The organism is Campylobacter sp. RM12647 (genome assembly GCF_020138135.1).
In the GTDB taxonomy this organism is placed as follows: Bacteria; Campylobacterota; Campylobacteria; order Campylobacterales; family Campylobacteraceae; genus Campylobacter_E.
In genome coordinates, this window is record NZ_JACGAS010000005.1 from 15,922 (window position 1) to 32,953 (window position 17,032).

Consider the following 17,032-nt stretch of genomic DNA (forward strand, 5'->3'; position numbering starts at 1 on the left):
AGTAAAAAGATTATAAAGTTTTTTAGATAATAAAAAATATTATTTATATAAAATTTTAAAATTTTGTAATTTATTTTTTGATAAAAAATATTATTTGATATAAAAATATACTTTGTATAAAAACTAAAATACATATTATTTTGAAGAGCTATAAAAGGTTTAGATTACAAATAAAGTAAATATAGAAATAGAATAATTTTAGGTCTTAATGAAAAGACCTAAAATATTAAATTAAGATTTTTTTAGTGCTCTAATTTTTGCACTTAAGCTAAATAGTCTTATAAATCCTGCTGCATCAAATTGATTATAAACTTCATCTTCGCTAAAAGTTGCAAAATCTTTATCATAAAGACTATTAGGAGAGCTTTTACTCATTGCATTGCAATTGCCTTTATATAATTCTATAATTATTTCTCCATTTAAATCTTTGCTAAATTCATTAATCGCAGCACTAATAGCAGCTCTTGTAGGGCAAAACCACTTACCATCATACACTAAATAGCTCATTTCAAGCCCTAACATAGCTCTTAATTTTAAGCTATCTCTATCAAGAACGATTTGCTCTAGTGCTCTTAAAGCAGTATTTATAATTGTTCCGCCAGGTGTTTCATAACATCCCCTTGATTTCATTCCCACAAGCCTATTTTCTACAATATCAATCCTACCAACTCCGTGTTTTGCCCCTATTTCATTAAGCTTATTTAAAGCTTCATAAGGACTTAGACTAATATCATTTACCTTTGTAACCACACCTTTTTCAATGCTTAATTTTACTAATTCAGCTTCATTAGGAGCGATTTTTGGATTTACACTTAGACAAAAACAATCTTCATTATTAAAAGTTGTAGTATCTTCTAAAACTCCACCTTCAGTTGAAATATGCCAAGCGTTTGCATCTTTGCTATAGATTTTTTCTTTACTCGCAGTTGTTTTAATATTTTTTAACGCTAAAAAATCAAGCAAATCTTCTCTTGATTTCATATTCCAAATTCTCCAAGGAGCTATAACTTCTAACTTAGGTGCTAGTGCGTTTATAGTATATTCAAATCTTACTTGATCATTACCTTTTCCTGTAGCTCCATGTGCGATAGCATCAGCATTAATGCTTATTGCATAATCAACTAAAGCCTTAGCAATTACCGGTCTTGCCATTGAAGTGCCTAGTAAATATGTGCCTTCATATAATGCCCCGCTTAAAATTGTAGGATATATATAGTTTTTAACAAAATCTTCTTTTAAATCAACTACCACACAATCTTTTGCCCCTGAATTAAATGCCTTTTGTTTAACATCTACTAATTCATTTTTATCTTGACCCACATCAGCTACTAAAGCATACACTTCACAATCATAATTTTCTTTAAGCCAAGGAATAATTGCTGAAGTATCAAGACCCCCGCTATAAGCTAAAACAATTTTTTTCATACTTTCTCCTTAATTATCTAAATCGTATTTTTGTAATAATTTTACATAAGTTCCGTTGTCTTTTAGAATTTTTAAGGCATTATTAAAATCATCTTTTAATTTTGTATTACCTTTAGCAAATGCAAAACTCACTCCATCACCTAAAATTGGTGTTTTAGCAAATACGCTAAGTTCAGGATAAGTATTAATATAGCCTTTAGCCACAGCAGCGTCTAATACAAAACCATCTATTTTTTTATTAACCGTTGCTAAAACAAAAACTATTAATTCAGAATTTAAATATGGTTTTACGCCTTTAATTTTACTAACTTCATCAGCTTGTAAAGTGCCTAATTGAGCTCCTAATTTAGCCCCTTTTGATAAATCTTCTAAAGAATTTATATTAGTATTTTCTTTTAATTTAACATAATAATTTACCCCGTTATAATATGAATTAGAAAAATCAACACTTTTTGCTCTTTGTGGGGTTTCATTCATTCCAGAAGCTATAACATCAATTTTTCCTGCTTTTAAAGCATTGATTAAACCATCAAATTCAATAGCAACAAATTCAACTTTAATATCTAGTATTTTTGCTATTTCTTCCACTAAATCCATATCAAATCCAACAATTTTACCATCTTTCATATATTCAAATGGTGCATAACCAGGAGATGTTCCTACTTTTAAAATATCTTGAGCAAAAATTTGTGCAACTAGTGCAAAACCTAAAAATAACTTTTTCATAATTAATCCTTTTAATAAAAATAAATAACTAAATTGCTTAGAGCAAAAAACTAAAATAACCTAAATAATAATGATAAAACTAACAATAATAAAAATTAACAATGATAAAATCTGGGAAATTAAAAAATAGTAGTAAGCATCAACGAAGTCTTAAAAATAATTTAGCAACACTCTTTTGCATTTTTTCTCCTTTAAAATAATTTAAATAATAATATCAATATTTTTTGTTAATGATGATAAAAAATTATTTTTTTTGTTAATTTCGTTACGATTTGTAACAAAATTAACAAAATTTATATTAAAAAATATCACATTTCATATTTTTCTAATAATTTTTCATAAATTCCTTGACTTTTTACAATTTCTAAAGCCTTATTAAAATCATCTCTTAATTTAATATTGCCTTTAGCAAATGCAAAGCTAGTGCCACCTTTTTCTTTTATATCTTTAAATATTTCAATTTCTTTATAGGTATTTAAATATCCTCTAGCTACTAATTTATCAACTATAACAGCATCTATTTTGCCATTTACTAATGCTAGGATTAGATTTGAAATCTCAGAATTTAAAAATGGTTTTGCCGAAGGAATTTCATTAAGCATTGCAGCTTGAATTGAACCTAATTGCACTCCTACTACTAAATTATTTAAATCTTTAATATCAGTTCTTGATTTTAATCTTAAAAAACAATTTGAACCAGTGTAATAAATATCACTAAACTCAACATTTTTTGCCCTTGCAGGAGTATTGCTAAGTCCTGAAGCTATCACATCAATTTTGCCTAATTTAACAGCGCCCATTAAAGCATCAAAATCCATAGGAACAAATTCTACTTTAATATCCAACACTTTAGCTATTTCATTTACTAAATCTATATCAAAGCCAACGATTTTTTCATCTTTTATATATCCAAACGGAGCAAAACCAGGCGACATACCAACTTTAATTAAATCTTGTGCGAAAATTTGCATTACAAATGCTAATAAAATAATTAATTTTTTCATAATTTTTCCTTATTCCATATCATATTTTTTTATTAAATTATCATAAATTCCACTATCTTTTATAATTTTAAGTGCCCTATTAAATTCATCTCTTAACTTTGTATTTCCTTTAGCAAAAGCAAAACTAAGACCATCAGTTTTTTCTTCAGTTTTCTTAAATACAACTAAATTTTTATAATTTCTTAAATATCCTTTGGCTACAGTTTTATCTACTAAAACAGAATCAATTTTGCCACCAACTAATGCTAAAATTAAATTTGAAGTATCAGCATTTAAAAATGGTTTTACATCTTTAAATCTAGCTAATATATCAGCTTGAATTGAGCCTAATTGTGCTCCTATAGTAAGTCCATTAATTTCATTAATATCAGTTCTTGAAGATTGTTTTAAAAAATAATTACTACTTATATAGTAAAAATCACTAAACTCAACGCTCTTAGCTCTTTCTGGTGTATTTCTAAGTCCTGAAGCTATCACATCAATTTTGCCTAATTTAACAGCACCCATTAAAGCATCAAAATCCATAGGAACAAATTCCACTTTAATATCCAACACTTTAGCTATTTCATTTACTAAATCTATATCAAAGCCAACGATTTTTTCATCTTTTATATATCCAAACGGAGCAAAACCAGGCGACATACCAACTTTAATTAAATCTTGTGCGAAAATTTGCATTACAAATGCTAATAAAATAATTAATTTTTTCATAATTTTTCCTTTAAAAACAATAAAACAAATTTATTTTCAAGCAAATACAATAAAGCTATAAAGCTTAAAATGCTAAAAATAAAAAACTAAAAAAATAAACAATAATAAAAATTTGGGAAATTAAAAAATAAGAGTAAGGGTCAATGGGCTTTAGTTAATAATACAAAAGAATTTAGATTGTTACAATTTAACATTTTATCTCCTTTAAAATTTTTTGCAAAAATATATCATAAAATAGCAAATAATATTAATTATTTATAAAAAATATTATTTGCTTTTAAATTTTATACTTTTTTGAAGAGTTTTAAGAGTTTTAACGTTAATTTTTTTAATATACTAGATTTTTGCGAAGCTAAATATTCAGCAATTTCAGTTCTTCCAAACATTAAAGCAAATGTGTAAGGAGTCATTCCTAAACCATTGTTTTCATCAATATTCGCTCCATTTTCTACTAGCAGTTTTACGATATTTAAATAACCTTTAAAGCAAACTCCAGCTAGTGGAGTTTGACCTTTATCATTTTTCATATCAACACTTGCACCATTGCTAATAAGCATTTGAGCGCATTCGTAAGAGCCGTTATAACAAGCCAACATTAAAAGTGTGTTTCCACGATGGTCTTTAAAATCAACATTAAATCCTGCCTTTATCATGTTAAGGAGAGTGTTGTAATCATTATTTCTTGCAAAATCCAACGCCATTTTACATAATTCATCGTATCTTGCTAATTCGGCACTACTTAATTGCATTTTATTTTCCTAAAGCTTTTCTTACGCCATTTGCATATTCAGGGCTAATTTTTTCAAAATGTGCTAGAGCTTTTGCAATGATTTCATCTTTTACACCATCAAAACTTGCTGCTAGATTTTTATATAGTCTTTCTTTTTCATCAGCAGGTAAGATATTAAATAGATTTCTTGGTTGTGTATAAAAATCATTATCAAGCGGAGCATATCTAGCTGCACTATTACCTATTGCCAAATCAGGCTCAAGATATTTAGTATTTTCACTTGCACCACCTAAAGTATTTGGCTCATAATAAGCACCATTAGCTAAATTATCACCTATACCAAAATTCATAGCACCTGCAACATTATATGTGCTAACTTCATTTCTAGCTCTATTTACAGGTAATTGATGATAGTTTGCACCAATTCTGTATCTTTGTGCGTCAGGATAGCTAAAAATTCTAGCTTGAAGCATTTTATCAGGGCTAAAGCTTATACCTGGAACAATATTGCTTGGGCTAAATGCAGCTTGCTCTACTTCATTAAAGTAATTTTGTGGATTGCGATTTAATATCATTTCTCCAACTTCAATTAATGGAACAATGCTATGAGGCCATACTTTTGTTAAATCAAATGGATTAAATCCAAGTTTTTCAACTTCATTTTCTGCAAGGATTTGAACTTTTACGCTCCAAACAGGGAAATTTCCTTTTTCAATATTTTCATATAAATCTCTTTGATGAGATTCTCTATCTTTTGCTATGATTTTTTCTGCTTCTTCATTTGTTAAGCACTTAATTCCTTGTTTGGTTTTAAAGTGAAATTTAACCCAAAATCTTTCATTTTTATCATTAATAAATGAATAAGTATGAGAACCATATCCATTCATATGACGATATGATGCAGGAATTCCTCTATCACTCATAAGAATTGTTACTTGATGTAGTGCTTCAGGAGTTAAAGTCCAAAAATCCCACGCCGCATTATTGCTTCTTAAATGAGTTCTTGGGTCTCTTTTTTGAGTATGAATAAAATCAGGGAATTTATAAGCATCTCTTAAGAAAAATGTAGGAGTATTATTACCTACTAAATCCCAAATACCTTCTTTTGTGTAAAACTTAATCGCAAAACCACGAACATCTCTTTCAGCATCAGCTGCACCTGCTTCACCTGCAACTGTTGAAAAGCGTAAGAAAAGTGGAGTAACTTCACCCTTAGCAAAAACTTTTGCTTTTGTATATTTGCTAATATCTTGTGTTATTCTTAATTCTCCATAAGCTCCACTTCCTTTTGCATGAACTGCACGCTCTGGAATTCTTTCTCTATTTTGATGAGCAAGTTTTTCAATCAATTGATAATCTTGCATTAAAAGCGGTCCCATTGCACCTGCACTAAGTGAGTTTTGATTTGAACCTATTGGGTTACCAAAATCCGTTGTTAATTGTTTCATTATATCTCCTTTTAAAAATGTGAAGTAATAATAAATAACATAGGATAATAATTGGTAAATAATAAAAATTATTATCTAAAAAATTTTTTAGCTAATAATTTTATTCTATTTTATATGAAATTAGGAGCATCGTTTGAGAATATTATTAAATCCTTTTCTTTAGTTTCATTAGCTAAAGTTTCAATTAATTTTGCTTTATCTTTTAGAATGATTTTTTTAATTTTTAAATTCTCATCATATATTCTAGCATTAGTCTCGCTTGTAATAATTGCTAAATCAAAACATTCATTAATTACTTCGCATAGTTTTTTGTTTAACTCTTCACTTGCTTCAATTATCCCTGGACTAACTAAGACTTTTTTGCCTAAGTTATAATCTTTAATTATTCTATAACTATCACTCATACCATCATAATTACCATTAAATCCATCATCAATTATAAATTTTGGCTCACGAGAGATGATTTGTAATCTATGTTCTGTAGCTTTTAAATTAGCTATTTCTTTGCTAATTTGCTCGTAATTTAAACCTAAAGCCTTAGCTAGGTAAATACAAGCACATAAATTACTAGCATTAAAACTACCTAATAAATTAGCAAAATACTTTTCATCATTGCATTTAAAACTAAGCCCATCTAAACTAGCCTTTATCTCACTTAAAGCACTATCATAGCTAAAGCTCTCCCCTACACTACTATGAGTGATTGCTAATTCTAATCTAGTGCTTTTTAGGGCTTCTTTTTTAACTTCTTTAGTATTTTCTATATTTTTAAAATATTCTAAATGAGCTGTGCCAATTTGACCTATTATTACATAATGTGGGCGGACTAATTTTGTGATTTCTTCTATGTCGCCCTTTTTTCTAGCACCTGCTTCTATTATTAATAAATTTGTATTTGGGTCTAGGTTTTCATTAATATCTTTAATAAGCCCTAAAAGAGTGTTAATACTACCTTTAGCATAATGAATTTTAAAATAGTTTTGAGTAATACTAGCTAGGTAATGTTTGATACTTGTTTTACCATAACTTGCAGTGATTAATACTACTTTACAATCTTTTAAATTGCTTATTTTGTTGTAAGCTTTATCATAAAAACTCTTATTTACAAAATACTCACAAATATACGAAAGTAAAAATGCAAAAATTATAATATCTAAAGTATGTGGGTCAAGTTTGCAATAAAAATGAATTGGGGTAAATACAAAAGCACCTAATAAATTAAATAAAAATAATCTCTTAATCCTAGCTGTAAATACTAAAGGTTTATCAATATTTTTTGCTAAAAAAATTAAAGCTAAAAGATAAATTATAGCCACTCCTAAGGCTAAAAAATGATTAATATCACAAGTAATTACATAGAGTAAAAAAGGTGCTATTAGATAATAAAAATGCCAACGCTTTTTAGAAAAATTAAATAAAACTCTTTTAAATTTATAATTATTTAACTGCAATACTAAAGCTAAATAATAAAGCATCAAAAAAGAAAACGCAAAAGAAACTATATAAATCATAAAAATAACCCTTCGTTAAATACATTTAATTCATTAATAAATTTATTTTTATCGCCTTTATATAGCATATAAGTATGATTTTTTATTTCGGTGATTTCAAATAAATTTAAATGTTTTTTGATTTCGCTAATGATTAATTCGTTATTTTCAAAAAACACAACTTTAGAGCCTTCACTCATTTTGACTATTTCATTATTGTCATTTAAAAATATAAAATCTAATAATTTAAGATTTGAATAATTGATATTTAGTTCTTTAAATACATTGATTTTTGCAAATTGTTCTGTAAATATTATAGGTATAAAAACATTGTAATAATACTCATCATTTAATATTAAATCTTGATAAAAAAAACTAGAGCGTTTGATAATTTCATAAGAATACTTTACATTTTCATAGCTTAAGCTTAATTTATCTAAATATTCCTTGCTTGAGCAAAAGATTAAGTTATTTTTTAAAATATTTTCAAAATCATAAAATAAGTCATTTTTTAAAGTAGTAATATTTAGCCTATTTAAACATTCTATGCTTAATTCATCTAATAAAACCACCCTTTTATCAATTGAATAAAACGCAAGCAATCTTGTTAAAGCAAATTCAAAATCATTTATTTTTAAAAATGCTACTTCTTTATCACTAATTGATAAATCCTTAGTGCTAATTATCGCATAAGCACCTTTTTTAATAGCTTCATTTGCCAATGCTTGTTCATTGGTAAAAAACGCACTAGCATTAGTAACGCTATTTAAATTAAGGCAAAAATCTTTAAGCCTAGAAACACTAGGCTTATTAATAATTTTTGCATTAATTAATTCTGAAAAATTAGTTATTTCCAATTTTTATCCAATCACTGCACCATTTTCACATTTAGTAAGCGGTGTTAATAAAACTAAGCTTTCATCTGAATTTTTAGCACTTAAAATCATACCTTCACTTAAATGCTTAAATACTTTTCTACTCTCTAAATTAGCAAGTAAAATAATTTGTTTGCCAACTAAATCTTTAGCATTATAATATTTCGCAATTCCGCTTAAAACTTGTCTTTTTTCAGTTCCTAAATCAAGTTGGAATTTTAATAATTTCTCACTACCTTCTACATTTTCACATTCTAAGACGGTTGCTACTTGCATTTTGATTTTTGCAAAATCATCAATTTTGATTTTTGGCTCTTTTAATTCTTGTTTTACTTCTTCTTTGCTTTCAATTTTAAGCTCAACTCTTGAGAATAAATGTTCGCATTCGTTTAAATTAAATTCTTTTTGTAAATTAAACATATCGTTATATGTTTTAGTATCAATATTTACTCCTAAAGCATTAGCTATTTTTGCACTAGCTTTTGGCATAACAGGACTTAATAAAATACTAGCATTTTTTAAAATGTTAAAAATTACTGCTAATAAGCTTTGAGTTTGTTTGCTTTCGTTGTTTTTCATCATAGTCCAAGGCTCATATTTTGAAACCATCGCATTTGCTATACTTAAAGCTTTCATAATTTCGCTTATATATTCATTCATTCTAAGCTCATTTATAGCATTTATACTTGCTTTAAAATATTCATTTGCCTTATTTAATTCTTCACTAAATCCTGATTCAAATTCCACTTTCAAATCAAAATATTTTTTAGCCATTGATATGCTTCTGCTTAATAAATTACCTAATTCATTTACTAATTCAGCATTTATTTTATTAACCATTGCAAGTTTGCTAAAATCTCCATCATTTCCAAAAGGCATTTGAGATAATAAAAAATATCTTAAAGGCTCATTGCCAAATTCGTTTTTAACATCAATAGGATTTATTACATTTCCTACACTTTTACTCATTTTTTCGCCTTCAACCGTCCACCAGCCGTGCGCTCCTATCATTTTAGGCAACTCTAAATCAAGGCTCATTAAAAAACAAGGCCAATAAATTGCGTGGAATTTTAAAATATCTTTACCAACTAATTGAATATTTGCAGGCCAAAAAGACATTTTTTCATCATTATCTAAATACCCTAAAGCACTCAAATAGTTACTCAAAGCATCAAGCCATACATAAACTATATGCTTACTATCATTTAATTCATCAGGTATTTTTATACCCCAAGAAAAGCTAGTTCTAGTTACCGATAAATCCCTTAAGCCTTGTTTTACGAATGCTATTACTTCGTTTTTTTTGCTAGCTGGCATAATGCAAGTAGGATTATCTTCATACCATTTTAATAATCTATCTTGGTATTTGCTTAATCTAAAAAAATAGCTTTCTTCTTTTAAAATTCTAGTAGGCTTTTTGCAATCAGGACATTTATCATTATCAAGTAATTGAGTTTTTGTATGAAAAGTCTCGCAAGATACACAATAATGACCTTCGTATTCATCTTTATAAATATCGCCTTTTTCATACATTTTTAAAAAAATCTTACGAACGCAATTTTTATGATTTTCATCAGTTGTTCTAATAAAATAATCATTACTAATTTCAAGTTCAGCCCACAAATCTTTAAAACTTTTGCTAACTTTATCAGCATAAGCTTTTGGGCTTTCGTTGTTTTTGATAGCGCTTTCTTCTATTTTTTGACCATGCTCATCAGTGCCTGTTAAAAAGAAAGTCTCATCTCCTTTAAGTCTAGCAAATCTAGCAAGCGTATCAGCAATTATAGTAGTATATGCGTGACCTATATGAGCTTTGTCATTTACATAATAAATTGGAGTTGTAATATATGTTTTCATCTAAATCCTTAAAAATTAAAATCTTGTGAAGCACCTTGCGACATATTTTCATAAGTAGCCTTTACAAAAGCATTTCTTATATCGCACTCACAGAGCTTTTCACAATCTATACAAGATAATTTATTTTGTGTTTTTTGTTGGCAATCTTGCAAATTCTTTTTAGCAATTTGCAAATTACTCTCATAAATATTCATCTAAATATGCCTTTTCACTGATTGAACCAAGATAGCAAGGTGTGCTTGCGTGAATTGTGCTAAATTTTAAATTAAGCAAACTCTCATATCCTTTAGAGCCTTTTATCCCATCACTTGAAAATCCACCAGCTTTTTCGTAAATATAAGCGAAAGGAAATACTTCAAATAAAGCCCTAAGTTTTCCTAATTTACCATCATTTAATGTAGCTTCGCTTGTATTTGGATATGAAAACAATCCCCCACCTTTTATTAAAATCTGATGTAAATCACTAACCATAGCACCGCTATATCTTAAGCGGTATCCATCACTAAATATTTTATCAATCATTGCTTTATGAGCCTTGCTCCAATCTTTTTGAGTGCCGCCTGTTGCGTTTAATTTACCTTTTTCATTTAGTTTTAAATCTTTTAAGAATTTAAATTCTTTTCCATCATATTCATATAATTTTGGCTCATTTATACAAACTACTAATTGGGTTCTAGGACCATAAATTGAATAAATAGCTGCTTTTAAACTATTAGGCTCTGCAGTATTTTCATAGATGGCAAATATACTTCCTACTGCAAAATTAACATCAAATAAAGAAGAGCCATCAAGTGGGTCATACGCAACTATATATTTTGCATCATCGTATAAAAATTGCGGATTTTCTTTTTCTTCACTGATAATTGCTTTAATTGAGCCAATTTTACTAAGCTCGTTTGTAATTATCATATCGCTTAATACATCTTGTTTTAATTGTAAATCCCCACTAGCATTGCTTAATTCTGTATAGCCATATTCAGGGCTATCAAAGCTTTGCTTAATCTTTAAAACGCTTTGTTTTATAGCTTCTATTATTTCTTGCATTAAATCTCCTTAGCATTATTCAAAACAAATTCACTAATACTAGCAATATCATCTAAATTAAATTGCTTTAAACCATAATCTTTATTAGAATAACTAGCTAATGCTAAAGAATATTCTAAATAACTCTCATCAACTTCTTTGCAAAACACACATAATCTTGGTAAAGGCAAACTTTTAAGTCCTTCAACTAAAACAATATCAGCACTAAATTGCTTTATTATCTGCTCTATTTCTAAGCTTTCGTGATAAAAAATAGTAGTTTTTACAGGGCTTAAAACTGCAACTTCAGCACCCGTTTGATAGAATTTAAAACTATCTTTACCATTCGTATCAAATACTGCTTTATCTTTTGGGTCGTGCTTAATTATTGCTACCTTTAAGCCAAGCTTTTGTAAATGCTCTGAAATTTTACAAATTAGTGTAGTTTTGCCCGAATTTGATGGGCCAGTAAATGCGAATGCTTTTTTCATTGATTAACCTTTTTTATTAAAAATTATAAATTTATAAATTAAACGAAAGAGAAGTAATGAAAAAAGCTTTATTTTTAGTAATTTTGATATGTTTTACAGCTTGTGTTAAGCAAAATGATGAATTTTATAATTCAAAAGAAGAAATAATGTTAAGGTCTTATTATGTAAATGATTGCATTATTAGTTATTTAGGAGTTAAGGATAATAACGATTATTTTGTGATTGCTAGTAAAAACGAAATTGAACATATAATAATTGAAGGGTATTTGGTTCAATTTTTAAAACTGCCAAAAAATGAATTTAATTTGCCTTACAAAAATGATTTTTTATATTTTTACAAAATAATAAATACTGCTAGTAAAAAGACAAATATTGATATGGAAATTACCTTAAATAATGAAGAAACAAGAAGCGTTAAAATACAAAGAATTTCAAAATCTCTTGAATATCAATTTTAAGGGCTAAAAAACCCTTAAAATTACGCTAATAATGACGCTATTTGAGTTTGGTTAAAATTAACTTGTTGAGCGTTTTTAAAACTTTCTTCATTTTGCTTTAAAAAATTAGCGTTTAATTTAGAAAAATCTTCATTTTTAAATCTATCGTTATTGTTATTTGCTGTTTTTAAACTATTTTCTATTTTTTCTAAATCATTTTTCAAATCAACTTTATTTGTATTATTATTTTGAATTTTTGAAATCATTTCATCTTGTTGAGTGCTGATTTCTTGATATTTTTTCTCGCTTAATTTTTCTTCACTTACTTTTTTCTCATTTAGTTGTTCTACCGAAGTATCTTCAACTTTTTGAGTAGCTTTATTTTGAGCCATTAAGACATTGCTTTGTATGTTATTGTTAATTTGCATACTAAACTCCTTTTAAATTTTGCCGATTATAGCCTATTTTTCTTTTTTCTTAGTAAAAAATAATATTAATTGTAAAATAACCATAACTTTAAAAATCATTTCACTTTGCTTATGATTATCATCAAAATCTTTACTATCAGTAACGCCTAAAGCCTGCATATCAAGCACATTAGCTGTATAATAAAATACAAATACTAAGGCTAAAATCAAAATTATTAGGCTTAAAATTGACTTTAAACTAAATAATTTATTTGAAATACTTTCATAAATAATATTTAATAAACTTACGAAAAGTAACAAATAATTAAATTTTACAAACACTTGTGTCATCAAAAGTCCGCTTTGAAAGTGGCTTAAAATCCCATCTCCAATAATTGCACTAGGATAAAAAATAATAGGAGCAACAACAATTCCTATGAATAATTCTACAAAAATTATTCCAGCTAATAAAAAATCATTAATTTTTTTCATAATCTAACCTTTCTGCTATAAAAACTCTATCAAAACCATTTAAATCTTTATAAAAACTAGCCTTAAAATTCTTTTCTTTTAGATAATCATTTAGGATTTCTTTTTGATCATATCCAAATTCGCACATTAAAAATCTCACATTTTCTAAATAACATTTATCAATTATTTTAAATAATATTTCATATCCTTTTTTACCACCAAAAAGCGCTGTTTTAGGCTCTTTTAATACTGATTTATCTAAATTATATTCGGTGCTAATATATGGAGGATTTGAGATAATTAGTTCATAGTCTTTAAAATTAACTTTCATAAAATCGCTAATAAAAAAATCACAATTTACATTATGCAATTTAGCATTTTCATTGGCTAGTTTTAAGGCTAATTTGTTTATATCACAAGCTTTTATATTTGCTTTTGTAAATAATTTTAAAAATATACTAATAATCCCACTTCCAAAACCTATTTCAAAAATATTTTTTATATTATTTTGATTTATTAGATTTATTGCTAAATCTATTAGTATTTCAGTATCATTTCTAGGAATTAACACTCCTTTAGCACATTTAAATTCTAAATCTTTTATATAAGTTTTTGAGAATATGTATTGCAATGGAGTGCCGTTTTTGTATTCGTTTGCAATACTTAAGAGTTTAATTTTATCGCTTGGATTTATCACATTTGCCCTTGCAACTGAATACTCAAGCATTGAATATGAAAAATACTCCATTATAATCTGTCTTGCAATTACTTCATTGCTTAGGGCTTTTAATTCGTTAAATGTGGCTATCATTTAATGCACTTATTCTTCTACTTAAACTCGGATGAGTTTTATAAACCATTTCATAAATAGCGTTATGATCTAGCAAGGCTTTATTGTGAATAGCTAATACCTTTAAAGCACTTATCATATCGTTTTTGCTAGTTTTTATTGCCCCGTGTTTATCTGCACTAAATTCATTTTTTCTTGATAAGGAATTTAAAATAGGACTTAAAATAAACGAAATTGCCGAGCCTACCATAATAAAAGCAAACAACGGACTAGATACAAAGCCTTCTAAATTAAATTGATTTTCAAAAAAACTTGAAAAATATCCAAAAAACGCAAAGGTAATTAATAGATTTAAACCACTTATAAAAAGCATTTTTAAAATATCTTTATGTTTAAAATGCCCTAATTCGTGAGCTAATACGGCAAGTAATTCATCTTTACTCATAGCATTGATTAAAGTATCATAAAGAACTACTTTTTTTGCTCCAAACATACCCGCAAAATAAGCATTAAGTCTAGTATCATTTTTACTAGCGTCCATACTAAATACCCCATTACTTTTAAAGCCACATTCATCTAATAATTTTGCAATATCATCTCTTAATTCACCTTCTACAGGGCTTAATTTATTAAACAATGGAACTATAAAATTAGGATAAATAACCATAGCTAAAAGACTAAAAATAAATAAAATAGCAAAGCCACCTATCCACCAAAACTCGCCTAATTTAGCAATAGCAAAAAGCAAAATATAAACTAAAGCTCCACCTATAATTACTAATAAGATTAATGATTTTAAAAGGTCTTTAAAATACATTTTAGGAGTTTTTTTATTAAAGCCGTGCTTAGTATCAACAACCATAGTTTTATAATAATCTAAGCAAGTTAGAATGCAAGAATTTATAATAAAATACAATAAAACTAAAATAGTATTATCAAGCAGTGAATTAGGCTCAAAATGAACCTTTAATACATTAAATAACACCAATATAAATATGCAATTTAAAATAAGTGCTAAAAAATTATTTAGTATTGAAAATTTATGCTCAACTATGGCTATATTTTTAAATTCTATAAATTGCTCATCACTTAAAAAACTTTTATTTGTTTTTGTTTTAATATGATTTATTTCAAGTAATTTAAGTATTGTTTCAATCACAAAAATTACACTAATTATACTAATTATCAACATTTTCTAACCTTTCTGTAAGTTCTAAAACTTCGTAATACTCATTTTCTAAAATATCTAATTCCTGATTTAAATTCTCAAGTCTTTCATTTAAAGCCAATATCCCATATTTTTCATATTTTGCAGGGTCGCTTAAGTATTCATTTAATAATCTAATTTCTTTTTCAATCTCTTCAATCTTAACTGGGTGTTCTTCTAGAATTTTATTTTGTTTATAGCTTAATTTTACGCTTTTTTTACGCTCAACTTTTACTGGTTTTTCTTTATCATTTTCTATTTCGCTATTTAACTCGCTTAATTCATCGTTTAATTCTAAAAGCTCACTAAATTTCATAGTTTCAATTTCAATTGATTGATTTGAAAAGGCAAAAAGCTTAGTAGCAAGTCTATCCGTAAAATATCTATCATGACTTACAAATATCAAAGCACCTTTAAAATCCATTAAATATTGCTCTAAAATATTAATCGTAGCAATATCTAAATCATTAGTAGGCTCATCTAAAATTAATACTTCATAATCTTTTGTAAAAAGTTTTGCTAAAGCCACCCTACTTTTTTCGCCACCACTAAGTGAGCCAATTTTATAAGTAAGTTGTTCTTTAGGAAATAAAAAATGCTTTAAATATCCATATACATGCATATTAGAGCCTTTCACATTGATAGTATCACCGCCATTTGGACAAAAATACTCAATCAAAGTTTCATCATCTTTTAAATCACTTTTTTTCTGGTCAAAATATCCTATATTTATCTCACCTTTTTTAATAAAACCACTGCTAGGGCGAAGTTTTTCAAGTAGAATTTGTAAAAAGCTAGATTTTCCACAGCCGTTTTTGCCTACAATTGCTATTTTTTCACCTTGTAAAATCCTTGCATTAAATGGCTTAAATAATAATTTTTCGCCTAGCGTTAGGCTAATATCGTGTAATTCAAAAAGCATTTTTTTCTTATTTGCTATTAGTGGATTTGATTTTATATCACTTGCACGGGCAAGCTCAACTCTTAGTCTATTCAAAATACTAGGATTTTTTTTAGCCTCTTCACGCATTTTAAAAATACGCTCTTTTCTGCCTTCGTTTCGCTTAAGCCTTGCTTTTACCCCACGACGCAGCCATTCTTCTTCGCTTTTTAATTGTTTTACTAAAGTTTCATAGCTTTTATTAAGGCTTTCTAGTAATTTTGCCTTAGCTTGTAAATAATTTGAATACCCACCTTCAAATTCTCTTAATTTCGCATCTTCTATTTCTACGCATTTACTTGCAATATTGTCTATAAAATATCTATCGTGACTTATAAAAATAACACATTTTTTACTAGCTTTTAACATATCTTCAAGGTATTTACACATAGTTACATCTAAGTGGTTCGTAGGCTCATCTAAAATCAAAACATCAGGAGATTTAAGCAGCATACAAGCAAGGCTTAATCTTCTTAATTCCCCACCACTAAGACTTGCTAGATTTCTATTTATAAAACTACTTAATTCAAATTCTTTTAAAGCTCTATTTATTTTACTATCAATACTCCAAGCGTCCTTGCTCTCTATTAAATCAAATAAAATTTGTTGTTTTTGCAATAATTCTTTATCATTTGGATTAGTTGATAGTTTAGAATTAATCTCATTATATTCGCTTAAAGCATTAAAAATATCGCCTAATTCTAATTTAATATATTCATCTACGCTAAGATTATAATCTATATTAATGCTTTGAGAAAGCATAGAAAAATTTATACTTGAATTAATCAATACCCTACCATTATCAGGTTCTATTTCTTTAGTAATTATTTTTAAAAATGTAGATTTGCCCTGCCCGTTTTTACCTATTATTGCGATTTTTTCGCCATCGTTTATACTAAAATTTACATTTTTTAAAATAACTTTTTCGCCGTAAGCTTTATCAATATCAATACAATCTATTAAAATCAATTTAAATAATCCTTAAGTTTTTTAAAGGCTA

Annotated in this window: 18 protein-coding genes; 1 reads left to right on the top strand and 17 read right to left on the bottom strand. The window is 27.2% G+C overall.

Annotation, left to right across the window (positions count from 1 at the left end; all coding sequences use genetic code 11):
* Positions 1-231: 231 nt before the first annotated feature.
* From AVBRAN12647_RS03040 to mobB, 12 genes are all read right to left on the bottom strand, one after another.
* Entirely contained in the window at positions 232-1,425 is a 1,194-nt protein-coding gene (locus tag AVBRAN12647_RS03040) for an argininosuccinate synthase (protein ID WP_214150519.1), read from the bottom strand.
* Between the two features lie 9 nt (positions 1,426-1,434).
* Entirely contained in the window at positions 1,435-2,151 is a 717-nt protein-coding gene (locus tag AVBRAN12647_RS03045; RefSeq protein WP_214117526.1) for a transporter substrate-binding domain-containing protein, read from the bottom strand.
* Between the two features lie 308 nt (positions 2,152-2,459).
* A complete protein-coding gene (locus tag AVBRAN12647_RS03050) occupies positions 2,460-3,155 on the bottom strand; it encodes a transporter substrate-binding domain-containing protein (protein ID WP_336607976.1) in 696 nt (231 codons plus the stop codon).
* A 9-nt stretch (positions 3,156-3,164) separates the two neighbouring features.
* Entirely contained in the window at positions 3,165-3,866 is a 702-nt protein-coding gene (locus tag AVBRAN12647_RS03055; RefSeq protein WP_336614677.1) for an ABC transporter substrate-binding protein, read from the bottom strand.
* A gap of 284 nt (positions 3,867-4,150) precedes the next feature.
* Positions 4,151-4,615, bottom strand: coding sequence for an ankyrin repeat domain-containing protein (locus tag AVBRAN12647_RS03060; RefSeq protein WP_214120329.1), 465 nt, complete (start codon positions 4,613-4,615; stop codon positions 4,151-4,153).
* Between the two features lies 1 nt (position 4,616).
* Positions 4,617-6,044: a catalase gene (locus tag AVBRAN12647_RS03065; RefSeq protein ID WP_336614678.1), complete on the bottom strand. Its 1,428-nt coding sequence runs from the start codon at positions 6,042-6,044 to the stop codon at positions 4,617-4,619.
* 110 nt (positions 6,045-6,154) lie between these two features.
* Positions 6,155-7,555 (bottom strand): UDP-N-acetylmuramoyl-tripeptide--D-alanyl-D-alanine ligase, encoded by a 1,401-nt coding sequence (locus tag AVBRAN12647_RS03070; protein WP_336614679.1) that lies wholly within the window; start codon positions 7,553-7,555, stop codon positions 6,155-6,157.
* A complete protein-coding gene (locus AVBRAN12647_RS03075) occupies positions 7,552-8,391 on the bottom strand; it encodes a hypothetical protein (RefSeq protein ID WP_214117532.1) in 840 nt (279 codons plus the stop codon). Before AVBRAN12647_RS03075 ends, AVBRAN12647_RS03070 begins: the two co-directional genes overlap by 4 nt.
* Positions 8,392-8,394: 3 nt before the next feature.
* Positions 8,395-10,266 carry a methionine--tRNA ligase gene (gene metG, locus AVBRAN12647_RS03080; RefSeq protein ID WP_214120458.1) on the bottom strand — a complete coding sequence of 624 codons (1,872 nt, stop codon included), beginning with the start codon at positions 10,264-10,266 and terminating at the stop codon, positions 8,395-8,397.
* Between the two features lie 8 nt (positions 10,267-10,274).
* On the bottom strand, positions 10,275-10,460 hold the full coding sequence (locus AVBRAN12647_RS03085; protein ID WP_214117534.1) for a hypothetical protein: 186 nt from the start codon (positions 10,458-10,460) through the stop codon (positions 10,275-10,277).
* On the bottom strand, positions 10,447-11,310 hold the full coding sequence (locus tag AVBRAN12647_RS03090; RefSeq protein ID WP_336614680.1) for a class 1 fructose-bisphosphatase: 864 nt from the start codon (positions 11,308-11,310) through the stop codon (positions 10,447-10,449). The genes AVBRAN12647_RS03085 and AVBRAN12647_RS03090 overlap by 14 nt, the downstream gene beginning before the upstream one ends.
* Positions 11,310-11,780, bottom strand: a complete 471-nt coding sequence (gene mobB, locus AVBRAN12647_RS03095; RefSeq protein WP_214117536.1) for a molybdopterin-guanine dinucleotide biosynthesis protein B — start codon at positions 11,778-11,780, stop codon at positions 11,310-11,312. Before mobB ends, AVBRAN12647_RS03090 begins: the two co-directional genes overlap by 1 nt.
* Positions 11,781-11,836: 56 nt before the next feature.
* On the opposite strand from mobB, the gene AVBRAN12647_RS03100 reads away from it, so the two are divergent.
* Complete coding sequence (locus tag AVBRAN12647_RS03100) at positions 11,837-12,238, top strand: hypothetical protein (RefSeq protein WP_336612468.1); 402 nt, start codon at positions 11,837-11,839, stop codon at positions 12,236-12,238.
* A 20-nt stretch (positions 12,239-12,258) separates the two neighbouring features.
* Here AVBRAN12647_RS03100 and AVBRAN12647_RS03105 read toward each other — a convergent pair whose 3' ends face one another.
* Genes AVBRAN12647_RS03105 through abc-f form a run of 5 tightly spaced genes read right to left on the bottom strand, consistent with a single transcriptional unit; the run spans position 12,259 to position 17,001 of the window.
* A complete protein-coding gene (locus AVBRAN12647_RS03105) occupies positions 12,259-12,645 on the bottom strand; it encodes a hypothetical protein (protein ID WP_336607131.1) in 387 nt (128 codons plus the stop codon).
* Positions 12,646-12,678: 33 nt separating this feature from the next.
* A complete protein-coding gene (locus AVBRAN12647_RS03110) occupies positions 12,679-13,116 on the bottom strand; it encodes a DUF4149 domain-containing protein (protein WP_336614681.1) in 438 nt (145 codons plus the stop codon).
* Positions 13,103-13,906: a HemK/PrmC family methyltransferase gene (locus AVBRAN12647_RS03115; protein WP_214117540.1), complete on the bottom strand. Its 804-nt coding sequence runs from the start codon at positions 13,904-13,906 to the stop codon at positions 13,103-13,105. The genes AVBRAN12647_RS03110 and AVBRAN12647_RS03115 overlap by 14 nt, the downstream gene beginning before the upstream one ends.
* Positions 13,890-15,077, bottom strand: a complete 1,188-nt coding sequence (locus AVBRAN12647_RS03120) for a M48 family metallopeptidase (protein ID WP_336614682.1) — start codon at positions 15,075-15,077, stop codon at positions 13,890-13,892. Before AVBRAN12647_RS03120 ends, AVBRAN12647_RS03115 begins: the two co-directional genes overlap by 17 nt.
* Positions 15,064-17,001: a ribosomal protection-like ABC-F family protein gene (abc-f, locus tag AVBRAN12647_RS03125; RefSeq protein ID WP_336614683.1), complete on the bottom strand. Its 1,938-nt coding sequence runs from the start codon at positions 16,999-17,001 to the stop codon at positions 15,064-15,066. The genes AVBRAN12647_RS03120 and abc-f overlap by 14 nt, the downstream gene beginning before the upstream one ends.
* Between the last annotated feature and the right edge of the window lie 31 nt (positions 17,002-17,032).